General features: G+C 73.8%; 13 protein-coding genes. 8 read left to right on the forward strand and 5 right to left on the reverse strand.

The features are described from left to right. Positions 1-57: 57 nt before the first annotated feature. The 3 genes from ACIRRS_RS11450 to ACIRRS_RS11460 are packed head-to-tail and all read left to right on the forward strand — an operon-like array spanning position 58 to position 6463. Positions 58-1461 carry a TIR-like protein FxsC gene (locus ACIRRS_RS11450; protein WP_402968227.1) on the forward strand — a complete coding sequence of 468 codons (1404 nt, stop codon included), beginning with the start codon at positions 58-60 and terminating at the stop codon, positions 1459-1461. Beyond that, entirely contained in the window at positions 1458-5459 is a 4002-nt protein-coding gene (gene fxsT / locus ACIRRS_RS11455; RefSeq protein WP_402968230.1) for an FxSxx-COOH system tetratricopeptide repeat protein, read from the forward strand. Before ACIRRS_RS11450 ends, fxsT begins: the two co-directional genes overlap by 4 nt. A gap of 38 nt (positions 5460-5497) precedes the next feature. Beyond that, entirely contained in the window at positions 5498-6463 is a 966-nt protein-coding gene (locus tag ACIRRS_RS11460; protein ID WP_402968233.1) for a 2-hydroxyacid dehydrogenase, read from the forward strand. A gap of 10 nt (positions 6464-6473) precedes the next feature. Here ACIRRS_RS11460 and ACIRRS_RS11465 read toward each other — a convergent pair whose 3' ends face one another. The 3 genes from ACIRRS_RS11465 to ACIRRS_RS11475 all read right to left on the reverse strand — a co-directional run bounded on the left by ACIRRS_RS11465 (position 6474) and on the right by ACIRRS_RS11475 (position 9200). Next, positions 6474-7328 carry an alpha/beta fold hydrolase gene (locus ACIRRS_RS11465; protein WP_402968794.1) on the reverse strand — a complete coding sequence of 285 codons (855 nt, stop codon included), beginning with the start codon at positions 7326-7328 and terminating at the stop codon, positions 6474-6476. 24 nt (positions 7329-7352) lie between these two features. After that, complete coding sequence (locus ACIRRS_RS11470; RefSeq protein WP_402968236.1) at positions 7353-8258, reverse strand: DUF4231 domain-containing protein; 906 nt, start codon at positions 8256-8258, stop codon at positions 7353-7355. Positions 8259-8435: 177 nt separating this feature from the next. Then, positions 8436-9200 carry a sugar isomerase domain-containing protein gene (locus ACIRRS_RS11475; RefSeq protein WP_402968238.1) on the reverse strand — a complete coding sequence of 255 codons (765 nt, stop codon included), beginning with the start codon at positions 9198-9200 and terminating at the stop codon, positions 8436-8438. Between the two features lie 222 nt (positions 9201-9422). Between ACIRRS_RS11475 and ACIRRS_RS11480 the strand changes: the two genes are divergently transcribed. After that, a complete protein-coding gene (locus tag ACIRRS_RS11480) occupies positions 9423-10115 on the forward strand; it encodes a metal-dependent transcriptional regulator (RefSeq protein ID WP_402968240.1) in 693 nt (230 codons plus the stop codon). Between the two features lie 410 nt (positions 10116-10525). On the opposite strand, the gene ACIRRS_RS11485 is transcribed toward ACIRRS_RS11480, so the two are convergent. Further along, positions 10526-11230 carry a bifunctional DNA primase/polymerase gene (locus ACIRRS_RS11485; protein WP_402968243.1) on the reverse strand — a complete coding sequence of 235 codons (705 nt, stop codon included), beginning with the start codon at positions 11228-11230 and terminating at the stop codon, positions 10526-10528. 307 nt (positions 11231-11537) lie between these two features. On the opposite strand from ACIRRS_RS11485, the gene ACIRRS_RS11490 reads away from it, so the two are divergent. Both ACIRRS_RS11490 and ACIRRS_RS11495 read left to right on the forward strand, forming a co-directional pair. Next, the gene (locus ACIRRS_RS11490) at positions 11538-12914 is read left to right on the forward strand and encodes a transcriptional regulator (RefSeq protein WP_402968246.1); all 1377 of its coding nucleotides are present in this window, start codon (positions 11538-11540) and stop codon (positions 12912-12914) included. A 202-nt stretch (positions 12915-13116) separates the two neighbouring features. Next, positions 13117-14319: a hypothetical protein gene (locus ACIRRS_RS11495; protein ID WP_402968249.1), complete on the forward strand. Its 1203-nt coding sequence runs from the start codon at positions 13117-13119 to the stop codon at positions 14317-14319. 66 nt (positions 14320-14385) lie between these two features. Here the strand turns inward: ACIRRS_RS11495 and ACIRRS_RS11500 are convergent, their stop codons facing one another. Beyond that, positions 14386-15681: an ABC transporter substrate-binding protein gene (locus tag ACIRRS_RS11500; protein WP_402968252.1), complete on the reverse strand. Its 1296-nt coding sequence runs from the start codon at positions 15679-15681 to the stop codon at positions 14386-14388. 174 nt (positions 15682-15855) lie between these two features. On the opposite strand from ACIRRS_RS11500, the gene ACIRRS_RS11505 reads away from it, so the two are divergent. Then, positions 15856-16371: a hypothetical protein gene (locus ACIRRS_RS11505; protein WP_402968255.1), complete on the forward strand. Its 516-nt coding sequence runs from the start codon at positions 15856-15858 to the stop codon at positions 16369-16371. Positions 16372-16536: 165 nt separating this feature from the next. After that, the gene (gene purU / locus ACIRRS_RS11510; protein ID WP_402968258.1) at positions 16537-17403 is read left to right on the forward strand and encodes a formyltetrahydrofolate deformylase; all 867 of its coding nucleotides are present in this window, start codon (positions 16537-16539) and stop codon (positions 17401-17403) included. The last annotated feature ends 8 nt before the right edge of the window (positions 17404-17411 follow it).

Raw genomic sequence — 17411 nt, forward strand, 5'->3', positions numbered from 1 at the left:
CCCCGCCGCACGGGGGCTGCGGGGACCAGGGTGCCTACGGGCCCGGGGGAGGCGCGTGTGAACGACCGTGGCTGGGACGAGGAGGACGCCCGGCCGTACTTCTTCCTCTCGTACGCGCACACCCCGAAGGCCGGTGCGCGAGGCGCGGGTGATCCCAACCACTGGGTGCGGCAGCTCTACCGGGACCTGTGCGAGGCGGTGCTCCAGCTCACCACGGTGCCCTCGGGGGCGCCCGTCGGGTTCATGGACGAGTCCATGCACCAGGGCGAGTTGTGGGCCGAGCGGCTCTCCGCCGAACTGGCGACCTGCCGGGTGTTCGTGCCGCTGTACTCGCCCAGGTACTTCAACAGCGTTCCGTGCGGCCAGGAGTGGCACGCCTTCACCCGCCGGCCCGTCTACCCGGCGACCATGGACGTGGAGCGCACCAGCGGCATCGTCCCGGTGCTGTGGGCGCCGATGTCCCGCTACAAGCTGCCGAAGGTCGCCAGCGAACTCCAGTTCAACCACGCGGGGTTCGGGCCGGACTACGCCACCGAGGGCCTGTACGCGCTGATGAAGCTCACCTACTTCCGCTCCGCCTACGAACTGGCCGTGCACCGCCTCGCCCGCCGCATCGTGCAGGTGGCCGAGGAGACGGTGATCCCCGTCGGGCGGCAGCTCGACTTCAACGCGCTGCCCTCCGCCTTCAACGTCACCGCCCCGACCAAGCAGCTGCGGATCTCCGTACTCTCCTACCACCAGGGCGAGTTGCCCGCCGACCGCAACCCCGACTTCTACGGCGCCCGGCGCACCGACTGGCACCCGTACCGCCCGGCCGGATCGCCGATCGCCCAGCACGCGGTGCGCCTGGCACGGCAGTTGGGCTTCCAGCCGACCGTGCACGAGTTCGACGACGAGGTCGAGTCCATCATCGAGGGCACCGCCGAGGCCCCCGGCCTGCTGCTCCTCGACCGCTGGGCCCTGCGCGACCCGGGCCGGCGCGACCTCGTCCGCCGCTTCGACCGCTCCGACGCCACCTGGGTCGGCGTCCTCGAACCCTGGAACGCCGACGACCCCGAATGCGCCCAGAACCACCGCGAACTCGGCGAGTTGAGCGACCAGACCCTGCGCATCACCCGCCGCGCCGGCCGGCCCAGCTTCCTCGGCGTGACCGGCCCCGCCAACGGCCCGGCCGCCTCCAACGGGCTCGACACCCTGGACGACTTCGACGAGGCGCTGCCCCGGGCCGCGATGAAGGCCAAGTACGCCTTCGAGGTCCGCGCCCGGGCCGAACCCGAGGAACCCCCCACCCGCCGCCCCGACCTGCGCGGAGCCTTCCGGCCACCCGGAGGAGACCCCTTCGGCCAACCGGACCGGACGGCCGGGCAAGGCCGGGACGCAACAGACGACGACCCGTACCGTGAAGACGGCGAAGACCCCGACGACGGGACGGCGCCCCTGGGAGGACGAGGACCCCGATGAGCGAGAACCGCACCAGGAACTTCCGCATCGGCGCCGCCGAACTCCTCGCCCAGCGCGAGGCCGAACGGCAGGCCGCCGAACGCGACCGCAACGGCCGGATCATCACCTTCTACTCGTACAAGGGCGGCACCGGCCGCACCATGGCGCTCGCCAACACCGCCTGGATCCTCGCCGCCAACGGCTTCCGCGTCCTCACCGTCGACTGGGACCTGGAGGCGCCCGGCCTCGCCAAGTTCTTCCACCCCTTCCTCGACCCGGCCTCCCTCGCCGGGACCACCGGCATGATGGACCTCATCGCCGAGTACCGCGAGGAGGCGCTGCGCCCCGTCGAGCACGCCGAGGGCTGGCACCTGGACTTCGCCCGGGTGCACCCGCACGCCCTCTCCCTGGCCTGGCCGTACTTCCCCCGGGGCGGCAGCCTCGACTTCCTCTCCGCCGGCCAGTTCAACCGCGACTACTCCGAGGCCGTCACCCACCTCGACTGGGACATCTTCTACGACCGCTTCGACGGCGGGCAGTTCTTCGACGCGCTGAAGGCCGACATGGCCAAGCGCTACGACTACGTGCTGATCGACTCCCGCACCGGCCTGTCCGACATCGCCGAGATCTGCACCGTCCAGATGCCCGACGACCTCGTCGTCTGCTTCACCCTCAGTGACCAGTCCATCGACGGCGCCTCCCGCATCGCCCAGCACATCCACGACCGCTACCGCGACCGGGGCATCCGCATCCTGCCCGTCCCGATGCGCATCGACGAGGGCGAGAAGGAGAAGGCCGACGCCGGCCGCGCCCTCGCCAGGGTCCGCTTCGACGGCCTGCCGGCCGGCCTAGGCGGCGAGGAACTGGCCTCCTACTGGGGCTCGGTGGAGATCCCGTACCGGCCGTTCTACGCCTACGAGGAGATCCTCGCCACCTTCGGCGACCAGCCCGGCACCCCCACCTCCATGCTCGCCGCCTGCGAGCGCCTCTCCTCCGTCATCACCGAGGGCCGGGCCGCCGGACTGCCGCCCATGGACGAGGAGGTGCGGCTGCGCTTCGTCGACGCCTTCACCCGCCGCCGCCCCTCCGTGCCCGCCGACCTCTACCTCTCGTACGTCCCCGAGGACCGGATGTGGGCGGACTGGATCGAGTCCGTGCTCACCCGGGCCGGATTCCGCGTCCTGCCCCGCGACCTGTCCGCCGGCACCGACCCGCGCGAGGAGACCGAGCGCGGCATCGACTCCGCCTACCGCACCGTCGCCGTCCTCTCGCCCGCCTACCAGCGCTCCCCGCAGGCCCGGGCGCTGTGGGAGTCCGTGGTCAGCTCCGACCCCTCCGGCACCCGGCGCCAGCTGCTGCCCGTGCGCGTCGGAGACGTCCGCCTGACCGCGCCGTTCAGCAACCGCAACCCCGTCGACCTCGTCGGCCGCGACGAGAACCAGTCCGTCCAGAGCCTGCTGCGCGCCCTCGGCCGCGGCGACGCCCCGCTCACCGAGGCCCCCGCCGGCGGCCCCCGCTTCCCCGGCAGCAAGCCCTCCATCTGGGACGTCCCGCCGCGCAACCCCTCCTTCACCGGCCGCTCCGCCGTCCTGGAGCAGCTGCGCAACCAGCTGCGCGGCGGCATGGCGGCCGTCCTGCCCACCCCGCAGACCCTGTACGGGCTCGGCGGCGTCGGCAAGACCCAGGTGGCGCTGGAGTACGCCCACCGCTTCATGTCCGACTACGACCTCGTCTGGTGGATCGACGCCGAGCAGACCGAACTCGTCGCCCCCGCCCTCGCCGACCTCGCCCGCCGCCTGCCCGGCCTGCGCGTCGGCGACTCCGTCACCGAGGCCGCCGAGGCCGCCCGCGAGGCGCTGCGCCGGGGCACCCCCACCTCCCGCTGGCTGCTGATCTTCGACAACGCCGACGAGCCCGCCGAGATCCGCCGCTTCTTCCCCGGCGGCTCCGGCCACATCCTCGTCACCTCCCGCAACCAGGCCTGGACCGGCCACGCCGAGGCGCTGGAGGTCGACGTCTTCACCCGCGGCGAGAGCGTCGAGCACCTCTCCCGCCGCGCCCGCAGCCTCTCCCGCGCCGACGCCGACCGCGTCGCCGAGGCCGTCGGCGACCTGCCGCTGGCCGTCGAGGTCGCCGCCGCCTGGCTGGACACCACCGGCACGCCCGTCGAGACGTACGTCAACCAGCTGCACGCCGAGGCCGCCCGCGCCCTCGCCGTCGGCAGCCCCGCCGACTACCCGACCCCCGTCGCCGCGACCTGGAACGTCTCCATCGGACGGCTGCGCCAGCAGTCCCCGGCCGCCGTGCGGCTGCTCCAGCTCTGCGCGTTCTTCGCGCCCGAGCCGATCTCCATGAACCTCTTCTACAGCGACCAGATGATCCGGGCGCTGGTGAAGTACGACGCCGACCTCAGCGACAAGTTCATGCTCGGCAAGGTCATCCAGGCGATCGGCCGCTACGCCCTCGCCAAGGTCGACGCCGGCAGCAACAGCTTCCAGGTCCACCGGCTCGTCCAGGCCGTCATCCGGGCCGGCATGAGCGAGGACGAGCAGGAGGTCGCCGTCCACGAGGTGCACCGCATCCTCACCGGCGCCCGGCCCGTCCTCGGCGACACCGACGACCCGGCCAACTGGCCCGCCTTCGACGAGATCTGGCCCCACCTGTCCCCGTCCAAGGCGCACAACTGCGACGAGGCCGACACCCGCCAGCTGCTCATCGACCGCGTCCGCTACCTGTGGAAGCGCGGCGAACTCGACCGCGCCCGCGACCTCGGCCACGCCCTCGACGCCGAGTGGACCGGCAAGCTCGGCGACGACGACCGCCAGACCCTGCTGCTGCGCTTCCAGCTCGCCAACGTCCTGCGCTCCCAGGGCAACTACGCCGAGGCCCTGTCCCTGGACGAGTCCACCCTGGAGCGCCAGCGCGCCCTGCTCGGCGAGCACCACCCGTACACCCTGATGACGGCCGGCTCCCTCGGCGCCGACCGCCGGGCGCTCGGCCGCTTCCAGGCCGCCCTCGACCTCGACCGCGAAATCCTCGACCAGTTCCGCGAGTTGTTCGGCGACGACAACCCGCGCACCCTCTCCATGGCCAACAACCTGGCCATCGACTACCGGCTCGTCGGCAACAGCGAGGCCGCCCGCGAACTCGACCAGGAGACCCTCGACCGGCGCACCGCCGTCCTCGGCCCCAAGCACCCCTACACCCTCTCCACCAAGTCCAACCTCGCCCGCGACCTGCGCGAACTCGGCGACTACCGCGGCTCGGTGGACCTCCTCCAGGAGGTCACCGCCGACCTCGGCGACGTCCTCGACCCCGACCTGCCGGAGAACCTGCGCAACGCCAAGTCCCTCGCCGTCTCCCTGCGCCGCATCGGCCAGCTCGCCGAGGCCCGCCGGATCACCAAGGAGACGTACGAGCGCTACCTGGAGCGCTACGGCGCGGACGCCCCCGACGCACTCGCCTGCGCGCTCAACCTCGCCGCCGACCACAGCGCCTCCGGCGACAAGGAGGCCGCCCGCGACCTCTGCTCCACCGTCTTCGAGGGCCACCGCCGCCTCTTCGGCGACGAGCACCCCTTCACCCTCGCCTGCGCCAACAACCTCGGCATCTACCTGCGCGGCAGCGGGGACGTCGCCGGGGCCATCGAACGCGGCCGGCTCACCGTCGAGGGCCTCACCGCCTCCGTCGGACGCGACCACCCGTACACCCTCAACGCGATCATCAACCTCGCCAACGCGTACGGCGACGACGGGCAGACCCGCCTCGCCGAGGAACTCGGGCTCACCGCCTACGAGGGCCTCTGCGAGCGCTACTCGGCCCAGCACCCCGACGCCGTCGCCTGCGAGGCCAACCTCGCCATCACCCTGCGCACCGCCGGTCGGCACACCCAGGCCGCCGAACTGCGCACCCGGGCCATCGGCGAACTGATCCGCCAGTTCGGCGAGGAGCACCCCAACACCGTCTCGGCGCGCGGCTGGAAGCGCATCAACCGCGACCTGGAGCCGCAGCCCGTGTGACCGGTTCGGGCGGTGGGGGCGGGGTACGCTGCGGAACCATGAGCGCTCCGCAGCCCCCCGTCCTGGTCACCCGCCGGCTCGCGCCCGGGGTGCTCGAACGCCTCACCGCCCAGTACGCGGCGACCAGCCACGACGGCGACCGGGCCATGGACCGCGCCGCGCTGCTGGCCGCCGCGCCCGGGCGCCGGGCCGTGCTCACCACCCTCGACGACCGCGTCGACGCCGAGTTCCTCGACGCCGCCGGGCCGCAGCTGCAGATCGTCGCCAACCACGCCGTCGGCTACCACAACATCGACCTCGCCGCCTGCGCCGCCCGGGGCGTGCACGTCACCCACACCCCCGGCGTGCTCACCACCGCCACCGCCGACATGGCCTGGGCGCTGCTGCTCGCCGCCACCCGCCGCCTCGGCGAGGGGGAGCGGCTGCTGCGCTCCGGCACCCCCTGGACCTGGGGCCCGAACTTCCTGCTCGGCCTGGAACTGGCCGGCACCCCGCTGGGCGTGCTCGGCATGGGCCGGATCGGGCAGGCCGTCGCCCGCCGGGCCCGCGCCTTCGACATGCCCGTCAGCTACCACAACCGCCGCCCGCTGCCCACCGAGGAGGCCGAGGGCGCCGACTGGAAGCCGCTGGAGGAACTGCTCGCCACCTCCACCGTGCTGGTGGTCACCGCCCCGTTCACCGCCGAGACCCGCCACCTGCTCGACGCCCGCCGCCTCGCCCTGCTGCCGCACGGCGCGGTGGTGGTCAGCATGACGGCCGGCGTGGTGGACGAGGAGGCCCTCGCCGCCGCCCTGGAGTCCGGGGCGCTGTTCGCGGCCGCCGTCGACAACTTCGAGCACGAGCCCGCCGTCCCGGCCGCCCTGCTCGCCCAGGAGCGGGCCGTGCTCGCCCCGCACCTGGGCAGCGCCACCGTGCGCACCCGGCAGGCCATGGGCGGGCTGGCCGTGGACAACGTCCTCGCCGTGCTCGGCGGCGGGCGGCCGCTCACCCCCGTACGGCGCTAGGGCCCCGGGCTCAACCGGCAGCCCAGGCCAGGGCGGTGGTCATCACCCGGAACGCGCCGAAGTGCGCCGCGCCCGGCTCCAGGAACAGCTCCGCCCCCGGGATGCGGTCGGCCAGCCAGCGGGAGTGGTCCACCGGCGAGAACTGGTCGTCCGCGCCGTGCCAGAGCCAGGTCGGCACCCGGATCGTCCCCACGTCGAAGCCCCAGTCGGCCGTGAACGCCAGCACGTCGTCGATCCAGCCGTCCGCGCCGTGCCGGAACGCCTCCCGGTAGTTGCTCTGCAGCATCCCCCGCAGCCCGCTGTCCGCCACCACCTCCCGGTCGGCGGGGGAGAGTTCGGTGCGCAGCCCGTTCAGCAGCCGCACCGGGTCGTCCTTGATCTGGCGGGAGCGGAACTCCATCGCGTCCGCGATCCGCTCGTGCCCGCGCTCCGCCTCCCGGTAGGCGCGCACGTTGGAGGGCGTCATGCCCGCGTACCAGTCCAGCCCGGCCGCGTCCCTCGGCGCCAGGCCCACCAGCACCGCCACCCGGCTCACCCGCTCCTGGAGCAGCGCCGCGCAGGCCAGCGCGTGCGGGCCGCCGCCGGAGCGGCCGAGCACCGCGAAGCCGTCCAGGCCGAGGTGGTCCGCGATGGCGCGCACGTCCTCCGCCGCCGCGGCCACCCGCCGGCCGAACAGCCGGGTCGAATCGCCGTACCCGGGCCGGTCGTACGAGATCAGCCGCACGCCCAGGCGGTACAGCACGGTGCTGCGCGGGTGCGGGCCGACCCTGCTGCCCGGCATGCCGTGCAGCAGGAACACCGGGCGGCCGCGAGGGTCGCCCAGGCACTCGACGGCGAGGTCCCGGCCGTCCGCCGCAGTGACCATCCGTAACGCCACGCGCCCGCCTCCTCAGTGATCCCGTTCGGTGGTGGTGCGGACCTCCCGGCGGGCCTGCCAGGTGGTGTGCTCCCGGGAGACGGCGTCCTCCGCGTCCCGGGCGAGGCGGGCCCACAGCTCCTCGGCCTCCGGAGATCCGACGTCCAGCGCCTCCAACTGGCGCCGGATCAGCTCCAGTTCGTCCGCCGCCAGGCCGTACGCGGCGGCCAGCGGACGGTACTGGCGCAACTGCGCCCAGGCGGTGACCGAGGCGGCCACCGCCGAGACGGTGCCCAGCGCGTCGTAGGTGTACGCGCCGAGCGCCCGGGCGAGGGCCAGCACCAGGCCGAGCGCGGGCAGCAGCACGCCCAGCACCCCCGCCCAGTGCCCGGCCCGGGCGCAGTAGCGGGACTTGGAGCGGTACCAGTCGTGCTGCACCCGGATCCGCTCGCGCAGGTACACCTCCCGGCGCACCAGCAGCGACTGCCCGCGCAGTGCCCGCATGCCCTCGGTGATCCCGGCCGGCTCCGAGCCCGGTTCGGGCATCACCCGGCTGCCCCGGAACGCGCCCAGCACGCGGTCGAGCTGGAAGCGGTACAGGTCCTCGGCGTCGGGCAGGGCGCGCGGCGGCGGCCGGTACGCGTCCGCCCGCACCGCGTACTTCCAGGCGAGGGTCTTCACCGACTCGGCGGCCGCCCGGCCCTCGTACCAGAGGCCCTGCGGGTTCTGCCGGCTGATCACCACCGCCAGGACGATCGCCCCCAGGTACGCGACGGCGGCCGGCCAGGCCCAGGGCTCGCCGTCCGCCGAGCCCGTCGCGGCGGCGACCACCAGGAGCACCAGCTCCCAGGCGGACAGCAGCACCGAGCGGCGCTGCCCCCGCAGCGAGGCGGAGTCGGCAGCCCAGAAGAAGCCCGGCAGGAGCTCCCGTTCGCTCACCCACCCGGCCCGTCCAGCACCAGACGCCATGCTCGGCCCCCACCCGTCGCTCCGGTCGCACCGCATCTCCTGCCCCGGCAGGCCCTCCGGTACGCCTGGGCGGGCCGGGGGCCGTCCGCAAATGGCCAGGAAGACGCGGTGGTTCGTCCGGTACGGGTGCGGGCGCCCGGCGGCGGGTCAGTAGCCGTAGAAGACCCGTGCGGAGTTCTCGGACATCTGCTCGGCGTTCCACTCCGTACCGCCGGGCACGTTGCCGGAGCGGAACAGCGGCGGGGCGGGGCGCTCCCCGGCCTCCGCACGGTCGGCGAGGCGGCCGACGGCCGAGGCCACCACGGCCTGCATGATCGCGCTGGTCACGATCGTGGAGACCGGGCCGAAGCCGGTGCCCGCGCCGGGGTGGCTCAGCTCGGCGTCGCCGGGGGCGATCTTGCTGTCCAGCACCACGTCGCAGTTGTCCTTGAGGTACGTGCCGGACGGGTGCGCCGGGGGCACCGCCTCCGGGTACGCCAGCGAGGTCAGCCCGATGACCTTCAGCCCCCGGTCGCGGGCGTAGCGGGCCAGCTCCACCGGCATGACCTGGCGGCCGGAGAGCGAGATCACGAAGAGCAGGTCCCCGGCGGTGGCCGGGGTGAGGTCCAGCGTGGTGGTCGCCAGCCCGGACACCCGCTCCAGGGCGCTGGACAGCGGCGCGGGCATCACCGTCACCCCGGCCATGCCCGGCACGTTCAGCAGGTTCACCGGCACCAGCCCGCCGGCCCGGTACACCACGTCCTGGGCCGGCAGCGAGGAGTGGCCGGCGCCGAAGGTGAACACCCGGCGGCCCTCGGCCACCGCCTCCGCCAGCAGCGCGGCGGCGGCCTCGATGGCGTCGGCCTCCTCCTCGCGGACCCGCTGGAGGTGGGCGATCGCGGCGTCGAAGTACCGGCCGACCAGGTCGTTCATCTGTTGCCTTCGCTCTCTGCCGGTGGGGGAGCCGGCCGGGTGGGGCGCGCCGGGAGGGTCCGGGCGCCGGTGGAGAAAGGTCCGGCGAGCACCGTGGCGCCCCGGCGGCACCGCTGTCAACAGCCGGTAAAACCGCACCCCCGCGGACCCGGGCGGGCCCGGTTGTCGGCGCGGTACGTCAGAATTGGCGGTGAGGACACCGAGGAACGGGAGCCAGCGGCGATGTCTGGGCTGATCGACACCACTGAGATGTACCTGCGCACCATCCTGGAGCTGGAGGAGGAGGGCATCGTTCCCATGCGCGCCCGGATCGCCGAGCGCCTGGAACAGAGCGGCCCCACGGTCAGCCAGACGGTGGGCCGCATGGAGCGCGACGGCCTGCTCCGGGTCGCCGGCGACCGCCACCTCGAACTCACCGAGGACGGCCGGCGGCTCGCGGTGCGGGTGATGCGCAAGCACCGCATCGCCGAGTGCCTGCTCGTCGACGTGATCGGGCTGGAGTGGGAGCAGGTCCACGAGGAGGCCTGCCGCTGGGAGCACGTGATGAGCGAGACGGTCGAGCGCAAGGTGCTCGCCATGCTCGGCCACCCCACCCAGTCCCCGTACGGCAACCCGATCCCGGGCCTGGACGAGCTGGGCGACACCAAGGCCGAGGGCGAAGGCTTCGACGCCGCGCTCGTCACGCTGGACACCGTCCGGCCGGGCGACGCGGGCGCCAGCGTGGTGGTCCGCCGGATCGGGGAGCCGATCCAGACGGACGCCGAGCTGATGAGCACGCTGCGCCGCGCGGGCGTGCGGCCGGGCTCCACGGTGCGGGTCAGCGCCGGGGTCGGCGGGGTGCTGGTCGGCACCGGGGACGACGCGGCGGAGCTGGGCAAGGACATCGCCCAGCACGTGTTCGTCGCCCAGGCCTGACCGCCTACTGCCGGACTGCCTGACCGCCTGACCGGGGCAACGAAGAGGCCCGCCGCTCTCCGTGCGGCGGGCCCTTCCGTCCTCCCCTTTTCTCCCTCCCGTCCCCTCCGCCCCTCCCAGTCCCTCCCAGCCCCTCCAGCGCCGCGCCCGGCTTCCCCGTCCGAGCGCCCCTTCGGCGTCCCCACACACCGCCATTCCTCCCCTCGGCCGATCATGGCAATCCTTGAGCGCTGTCACTCGTACGGGCGGCTTCACCCCTCTGACCAGCGGGTATCTCCCGGCCTTATCCGCACATACGTGTGACGGGCCCCGCCTCCGGTGGGAGGCGGGGCCCGTCAGTCGCGGCGCGTGGTGTCGCACCGGGCACGCCCTCACCCGGATAGGCGCAGGACGTCCGCTCGGGGGAGCGCTCAGACCCCGGCCGGCTGCGCGGCCTGCGGGCGCTGCGCGGGCGCCTCGCGGCCGCAGGCGTACGCCAGGGGGCTGATCAGCTCGGCGGCGTCCGGCAGCCAGCGGTTGGACTCGGAGGGCGAGCGCGCCCACTGCGCGTACCCGGTGGAGCCGATCCGCGAGGGCGGGGCGACCGTCCAGTCCCCCTCGCCGCGGGCGACCAGGTCCAGCCGGCCGGACGGCCAGCCGAGCCTGCGCAGCATCTCCGGCAGCTTCGCGGCCACCCCGGGCAGCACCAGGAAGTGCAGCCGCCGCCCGGCCCGGCCCGGGGATGCGGGCAGCACGACGACCGGCCCGAGCTGGAGGTCCATCCGCTCCATCCGCGCCAGCGCGAGGCAGCCGGCCGTCTCCGGCACGTCCAGGACGTCGAAGGACCGGCCGGTGGGCAGCAGGATCGAGGCCCGGGGCCGCTCCGTCCACCAGCGCCGCACCGCGCCGGGGCCGGCGCTCGCCTTCCGGGCCCAGTCCGCGTCCAGCGGGTGCGCGCCCGGCATCGCGCAGCCGGCGTCGCCGCAGGAGCAGCGGGCGGGCCCGTCCCCCTCGACGAGCCAGGAGCCCGGGGTGACCTCCCAGTGGCGGTTCTCGGCGTAGCCGACGGCTTCGGTCAGCAGAGGGGGCGGGCCGGCGTTCTCGCGTCGGGCGGGGGAGTCGGGGGTGTCGTCCACGCGCTGCTCAACTACCGTGTGTGAGGCTGGTTACGGCCCGGCGGCGCCCGGCCGGCCGCATCCCGCCAATGTCACCCGATCCGGTTACCCCTCCGCGTCGGCGCGGGCGGAGGGCGGGCGCAGTGGGGGCGCACAGGGGCATTTACCAGGGCGCGTGGGGGGTGCGGTCCGTCACCGTGGGTATCCCGCTGGCGTTGCTGATCGCTAACCTGGTGTCAGATTCCTTTGACGGTCGGACAGTCGGCAACAGATCAGCAGAATCGTCGCCCACCGGCCCTGCCGGAGGGTGTGGGGAGGCGAAGTCCAGATGGCCGCGAGACCACTCGTCGCACGACAGCCCAACGAGCGTCTGCAGCAACTGATCCAGGAGGCCAGTTGCTCCAACGCCGGTCTCGCCCGGAGGGTCAACCTCTGCGGCGCCGAACACGGCCTGGACCTGCGCTACGACAAGACCTCCGTCGCCCGCTGGCTGCGCGGCCAGCAGCCGCGCGGGCAGGCCCCGGCCGTCATCGCCGAGGCCCTCGGACGCAAGCTCGGCCGCAGCGTGTCGGTCGAGGAGATCGGCATGGCCGACGGCAAGAACCTCAGCTCGGGCATAGGGCTGCAGTTCGCGCCGACGCTGGGCGCCGCCCTGGAGCAGGTCTGCGAACTGTGGCGCAGCGACGTCGGCCGCCGCGACTTCCTCACCGGCGCGACGGTCGCCGCCTCCGCCCTCGTCGAGCCCAGCCGGGACTGGCTGATCACCCCGCCCGACCCGATGGTGGCCCGCGCCGGCGGCCCCCGGGTCGGCCCGACCGACGTGGCCGCGATCAAGGCCACCACCGACATGCTCGTCGACCTCGACCACCGCTTCGGCAGCGGCCACGTCCGCCCGGTCGTCGTCCACTACCTCAACTCCGTGGTCTCCGGCCTGCTCGGCGGCGCCTACCGCGAGGAGACCGGCCGCCAACTCTTCGCCGCCGTCGCCCGGTTGACCGAACTCGCCGGCTACATGGCGGTCGACACCGGCCAGCCCGGCCTCGCCCAGCGCTACTACATCCAGGCCCTGCGCCTGGCCCAGGCCGCCGACGACCGCGGCTACGGCGGCTACGTCCTCGCCGCCTCCATGAGCCACCTCGCCGCGACCCTCGGCAACCCCCGCGAGATCGCCCAACTCGCCCGCGCCGCCCAGGAGGGCGCCCGCAGCGTCGCCACCCCCACCGCGATGGCCATGTTCTACGCCGCCGAGGCCCGCGGCCACGCCCTGCTCGGCGACGCCCGCTCCTGCGAGGCGGTCTCGGCCAAGGCCCTGGAGGCGATGGAGAAGCGCCGCCCCGAGGACGACCCGGACTGGATCGCCCACTTCGACGACGCCTACCTCGCCGACGAACTCGCCCACTGCCACCGGGACCTGGAGCAGGCCGGCCAGGCCGAGCACTACGCCCGCCGGGCGCTCGACCTGCACCCGCCGACCCGGGTGCGCCGCCGCGCGGTCGACCTCGTGCTGCTCGCCACCGCCCAGCTCCAGCAGCGCGACCTGGAGCGCGCCTGCGAGACCGGCGCCCAGGCGGTGCGGCTGCTGAGCGGGCTGCGCTCCAACCGGGGCGTGGAGTACCTGGACGAGTTCCGCCGCCGGCTGGAGCCGTACCGGGAGCAGCGGGTGGTGCGCGAGTTCCACGCCAGGGCGGACGCCGAGGCGGCCTGAGGGCGGCCCGGAGCGGTGTGCGGACGGTGTGGGGCTCGACACCGTCCGTGCAGGGAGCGTGTGGGAACGTCCCGCCCACGTGGTCACCCGGTGAGGCGAACCGGTAGCGTGGGCGCGACGTCCAAGGAACTGTGATGCTCCCAAGAACCGACGAGATGTGGTCCGCCGTCAGCGCGCGGTCCGGCCCAGGTGAGGAATCGCGTTGAGCCAGCGCCGCTCGTACCCCAACTCGGGTGACTTCAACCTGGACGACCTGTTCCGCCCCGAGCCGGGCCAGCCGCAGGCCCAGCCCACCCCGCCGCACGGCGTCGCGCCGCAGCCCCAGCCGGGCCCGTACGGGCAGCAGCCGGGCGGGCCGGTCCAGCCCGGCCAGCCGCAGGTCCAGCCGGGTCAGCCGGTCCAGCCCCACGGGCAGCCCTCGGGGCAGCCCGAGTACTTCGGCGAGGGCGGGTACCTCCCGCCCACCCAGGCGATCCAGGCCGTCCCGGGCCAGCAGGGCGGCTGGGCGCCGCAGGCCGCCTACGGGGCCGGGCCGCAGGTCGACCCGGCGCCGGAGACCCAGCACCTGCCGCCGTACCCGACCGGGGACCCGCACCTGCAGCAGGGCGGCTATGCCCCGCAGCCCGGGTACCCGCAGGCGCAGCCGTACCAGCCGGAGCCCGTCTACCAGCCCGAGCCCGCGTACCAGCCCGAGCCGGCCCACCAGGGCGGCTCCTACGACACGTACGGCGCCGGCGTCGGCGCGGGCGAGGAGCCGGGCCGCCGCAACCGCCCGTCCGGCAGGCTGATCGCCGGAGGCGTGGTGGCCGGCTGCGCGGCCGCGGGCATCCTGGTCGCCGTCCTGATGGGCGGCGGGGAGGACCCGGCGAGCGGCAAGAAGACCACCCCGGTCGCCGCCACCAGCAGCGGCGCGGCCGGCCCCGCGACCGGCAGCGGCTCGGGCGCCCCCGTCGACCCGGCGGTGAAGGCGCAGGCGCAGGCCCTCTCCGACCTGCTGGGCACGGCGAGCGACAGCCGCAGCTCGGTGGTCTCCGCCGTGGCCTCGGTGCAGAAGTGCGACAAGCTGCCCGAGTCGCAGCAGGCGCTCACCGCGGCGGCGGGCAAGCGGCGCGAGCTGCAGACCAAGCTCGGCACGCTCAAGACCGACAAGCTGCCCGGCGGCCAGCAGCTGGTCGACCAGCTGAACGCGGCCTGGACGGCCTCGGCCTCCGCCGACGACGAGTACGCGGCCTGGGCGGGCGACATGCAGGGCGGCTGCGACGGCAAGAAGACGGACAACCAGCACTACAAGAACGCGGTGGCCTCCAGCGGCACGGCGACCACCGCGAAGAAGCAGGCGTCCGGCCTGTGGGGCACCGTCGCCGGCCAGACCGGCCTGCCGGCCCGCAGCGACGGCGACCTGTAGCGGACGTGGTGAAGGAGCGGGGGCCCTCGCCGACCCCCGCTCCTCCGGTCCTTTTGCGCCCGTCCGTCAGGCCGGCGGGCGGCCCTTGGTGAGCACCCAGCGGATGTCCACGAAGCCGTTCTGCTGCTGGGTCATCCGCCCGCCCTTGACCACCTGGTAGGTGATCCAGGTGTTCACCAGCCGGGGGGACTCGGTGCTGGGCAGCATGTTGGTGGGGCCCCAGTTCAGCGGCGGGACGAGCCCGACGTCGATGCTCTCCCCGCTGTCCAGCAGCGCGGCCACCGACTTGGAGGTGATCTCCTTGCCGGCCGCCGTCAGCTTCTCGGCGAGGACCCGGAACACCTCGTACGAGACCCAGGTGGTCTGCACGCCCGGGTCGGAGACGTCGATGGTGCGCCCGCCGGTGGTGTCGGCGCGGACCACGGCGCGCAGCCCGTCCCAGGTCTTCGCGGACTCCGGCGGGTACCAGCTGGTGACCATGGCGCCGGCCAGCGGGCCGCTGTCGCCGCCGGTGGCGTCGACCACCGACTGCTGCACGCTGCCGATCACCGAGGCGATCCGGGTGTTCTTCGGCGCGAGCCGGCGGTAGGAGTCCAGCAGGTTCCCGGTCGGCTGGGCGGCCAGCGCGCTGGTGACGCAGTTGCCCGGCTCGTCCTTGCCGATCGCCTTGCGGGCGACCTGCGCGTAGTCGGTGGACTGCTCGGGCGCCTTGACGTCCAGCAGCTTGATCCCGGCCGGCTTGAGCGCGGTGGCCAGGTAGCCGAGCAGGTTGTCGCCGGACGGGGTGTCCGGGCGCACCAGCGAGATCGCCTTGCAGCCGGCCTCGACCAGCTGGCGCCCGCTGCCGCCGATCAGGGCGGGCATGCCGCCGTCCACCGGGTACGACAGGGGGCTGGAGAACTCCGGCTGCGAGAGCCCGTAGCCGCCGATCAGCGGGATGCCCGCGCGCTCCAGCACCGGCATGAAGTCGTCGCCGTACTGGCTGTAGGAGCCGATCACGGCGACGGCCTTGGCGTCCGCGGCCTGCTGGGCGCAGGCCTTGGCGCCCTCGGCGCTGTTGTGCTCGTTGCAGGTGAGCACCCGCAGGCGGTGGCCGTTCAGCCCGCCCTTGAGGTTGACGTCCTTGCCGATGGCCTCGGCGAGTTCCGTCATTCCGGGCCGGTCGGTGCCGGTGCCCGACGGTGCCCAGGTCATCACCGTCAGGTCGCCGCTGGTGGAGGCATCGGCCGGTCCGCCGCACGCGGAGGCCGAGAAGAGGGTGGGGAACAGCACCGCGGCGGTCGCGGCGGCGGCGATCGGGCGGCGCCGCTGGCGCCTCGCGATCGGGGGACGTTCCTGGGGGGAGTCCCTTCGGCTGGTCATCGGTGTTTCCCTCTCTGGAGCGCCCTTCGGCGCGCCGGAACCACCCAAGCCCCGGCGTCACACGCCGAGAGGGCCGAAGTCCGAACGGTTGGGAAACGGAAGCCGAACTCCCGGTCGGTACGCGTGTAGATCGCGAGTGGAGCACGAACGGACGGGAACGTACGATCGTCCACCATGTCCGTCGGCACAGAATCTTCGTACCGGTCTGCCCGAAACCCTTCTCGCGCGGGCCACCGCTCCAGCACGATGGGCGGCATGCCGCTCAACGACCTGCCCTGGTGGCGCTGGCGAGCCCGAATGCGCTCGGCGCTGCACATGCTCTCCGACCCCGGCTTCCAGCAGGAGGCCTGGCTGACCGGCCGCGACGGGTACGGGGACGTCACCGACGCCGTCTACCGGCTCGTCGAGGACACCTGGCTCGACCGCTGGTCCGCCGAGAAGTACGTCGGCTCGATCTTCCGCGACTCCACCGAGGCCGCCCTCGTCGACGTCGCCGTGCTGCGGGCCGTCCAGACCCTCCACGAGGTCGGCGCGGACGCCCCGGCCGCCGCCTACCTCGGCCACCCCGGCTGGCCCGAGACGGTGCGCGCCGCCCGGGACGCCCACGTCGCCCTGGCCCTCGGCGACGGGGACGACCCGGACGCCGCGCCCAAGTCCCTGGACGTGCTGCGCATCCTGACCTCGGTCTAGGCGCCTCTCCCTCGGGGGCCCAGCCGGGCTCGTCCCGCACTCCGGGCAGCGCGCCCGCGGGCCGCCCCGGGTGTGACAGGCTGGAGCGCCTTCGCACCACCCCGTGCACCACGACCGCATTCGCCACGACCGCATCCGCCACGACCTCAGGACGGGACACCCCCAGTGGAACAGCAGCCGGCCAGCGCCCAGTACGTCCTCACGCTGTCCTGCCCCGACAAGCAGGGCATCGTCCACGCTGTCTCCAGCTACCTCTTCATGACCGGCTGCAACATCATCGACAGCCAGCAGTTCGGGGACGGGGACAGCGGGCTGTTCTTCATGCGGGTGCACTTCTCCGCCGAGGAGGCCGTCACCGCCGACAAGCTGCGCGCCAGCTTCGCGGCCATCGGCGCCTCCTTCGCGATGGACTGGCAGATCCACCCGACCGAGCAGCGGATGCGGATCGTCCTCATGGTCAGCAAGTTCGGGCACTGCCTGAACGATCTGCTCTACCGCACCCGGATCGGCGCCCTGCCGGTGGAGATCGCCGCGGTGGTCTCCAACCACACCGACCTGCGCGACCTGACCGAGAGCTACGGCGTCCCCTTCCACCACATCCCGGTCACCCGGGACACCAAGGCCGAGGCGGAGCAGCGCCTCCTCGACCTGGTGGCCAAGGAGGACGTCGAACTGGTCGTGCTGGCCCGCTACATGCAGGTCCTCTCCGACCAGCTCTGCACCGCGCTGTCCGGCCGGGTGATCAACATCCACCACTCCTTCCTGCCGAGCTTCAAGGGCGCCAAGCCCTACCACCAGGCGCACGCCCGGGGCGTGAAGCTGATCGGCGCCACCGCGCACTACGTCACCGCCGACCTCGACGAGGGCCCGATCATCGAGCAGGAGGTGGCCCGCGTCACCCACGACGTCAGCCCCGACCAGCTCGTCGCGCTCGGCCGGGACGTCGAGTGCCAGGCGCTCGCCCGGGCCGTCAAGTGGCACAGCGAGCACCGGGTGCTGCTCGACGGGACGCGCACCGTCGTCTTCGCGTAAGCCGGGGA

The organism is Kitasatospora sp. NPDC101183, assembly GCF_044767945.1.
Classification (GTDB): domain Bacteria; phylum Actinomycetota; class Actinomycetes; order Streptomycetales; family Streptomycetaceae; genus Kitasatospora.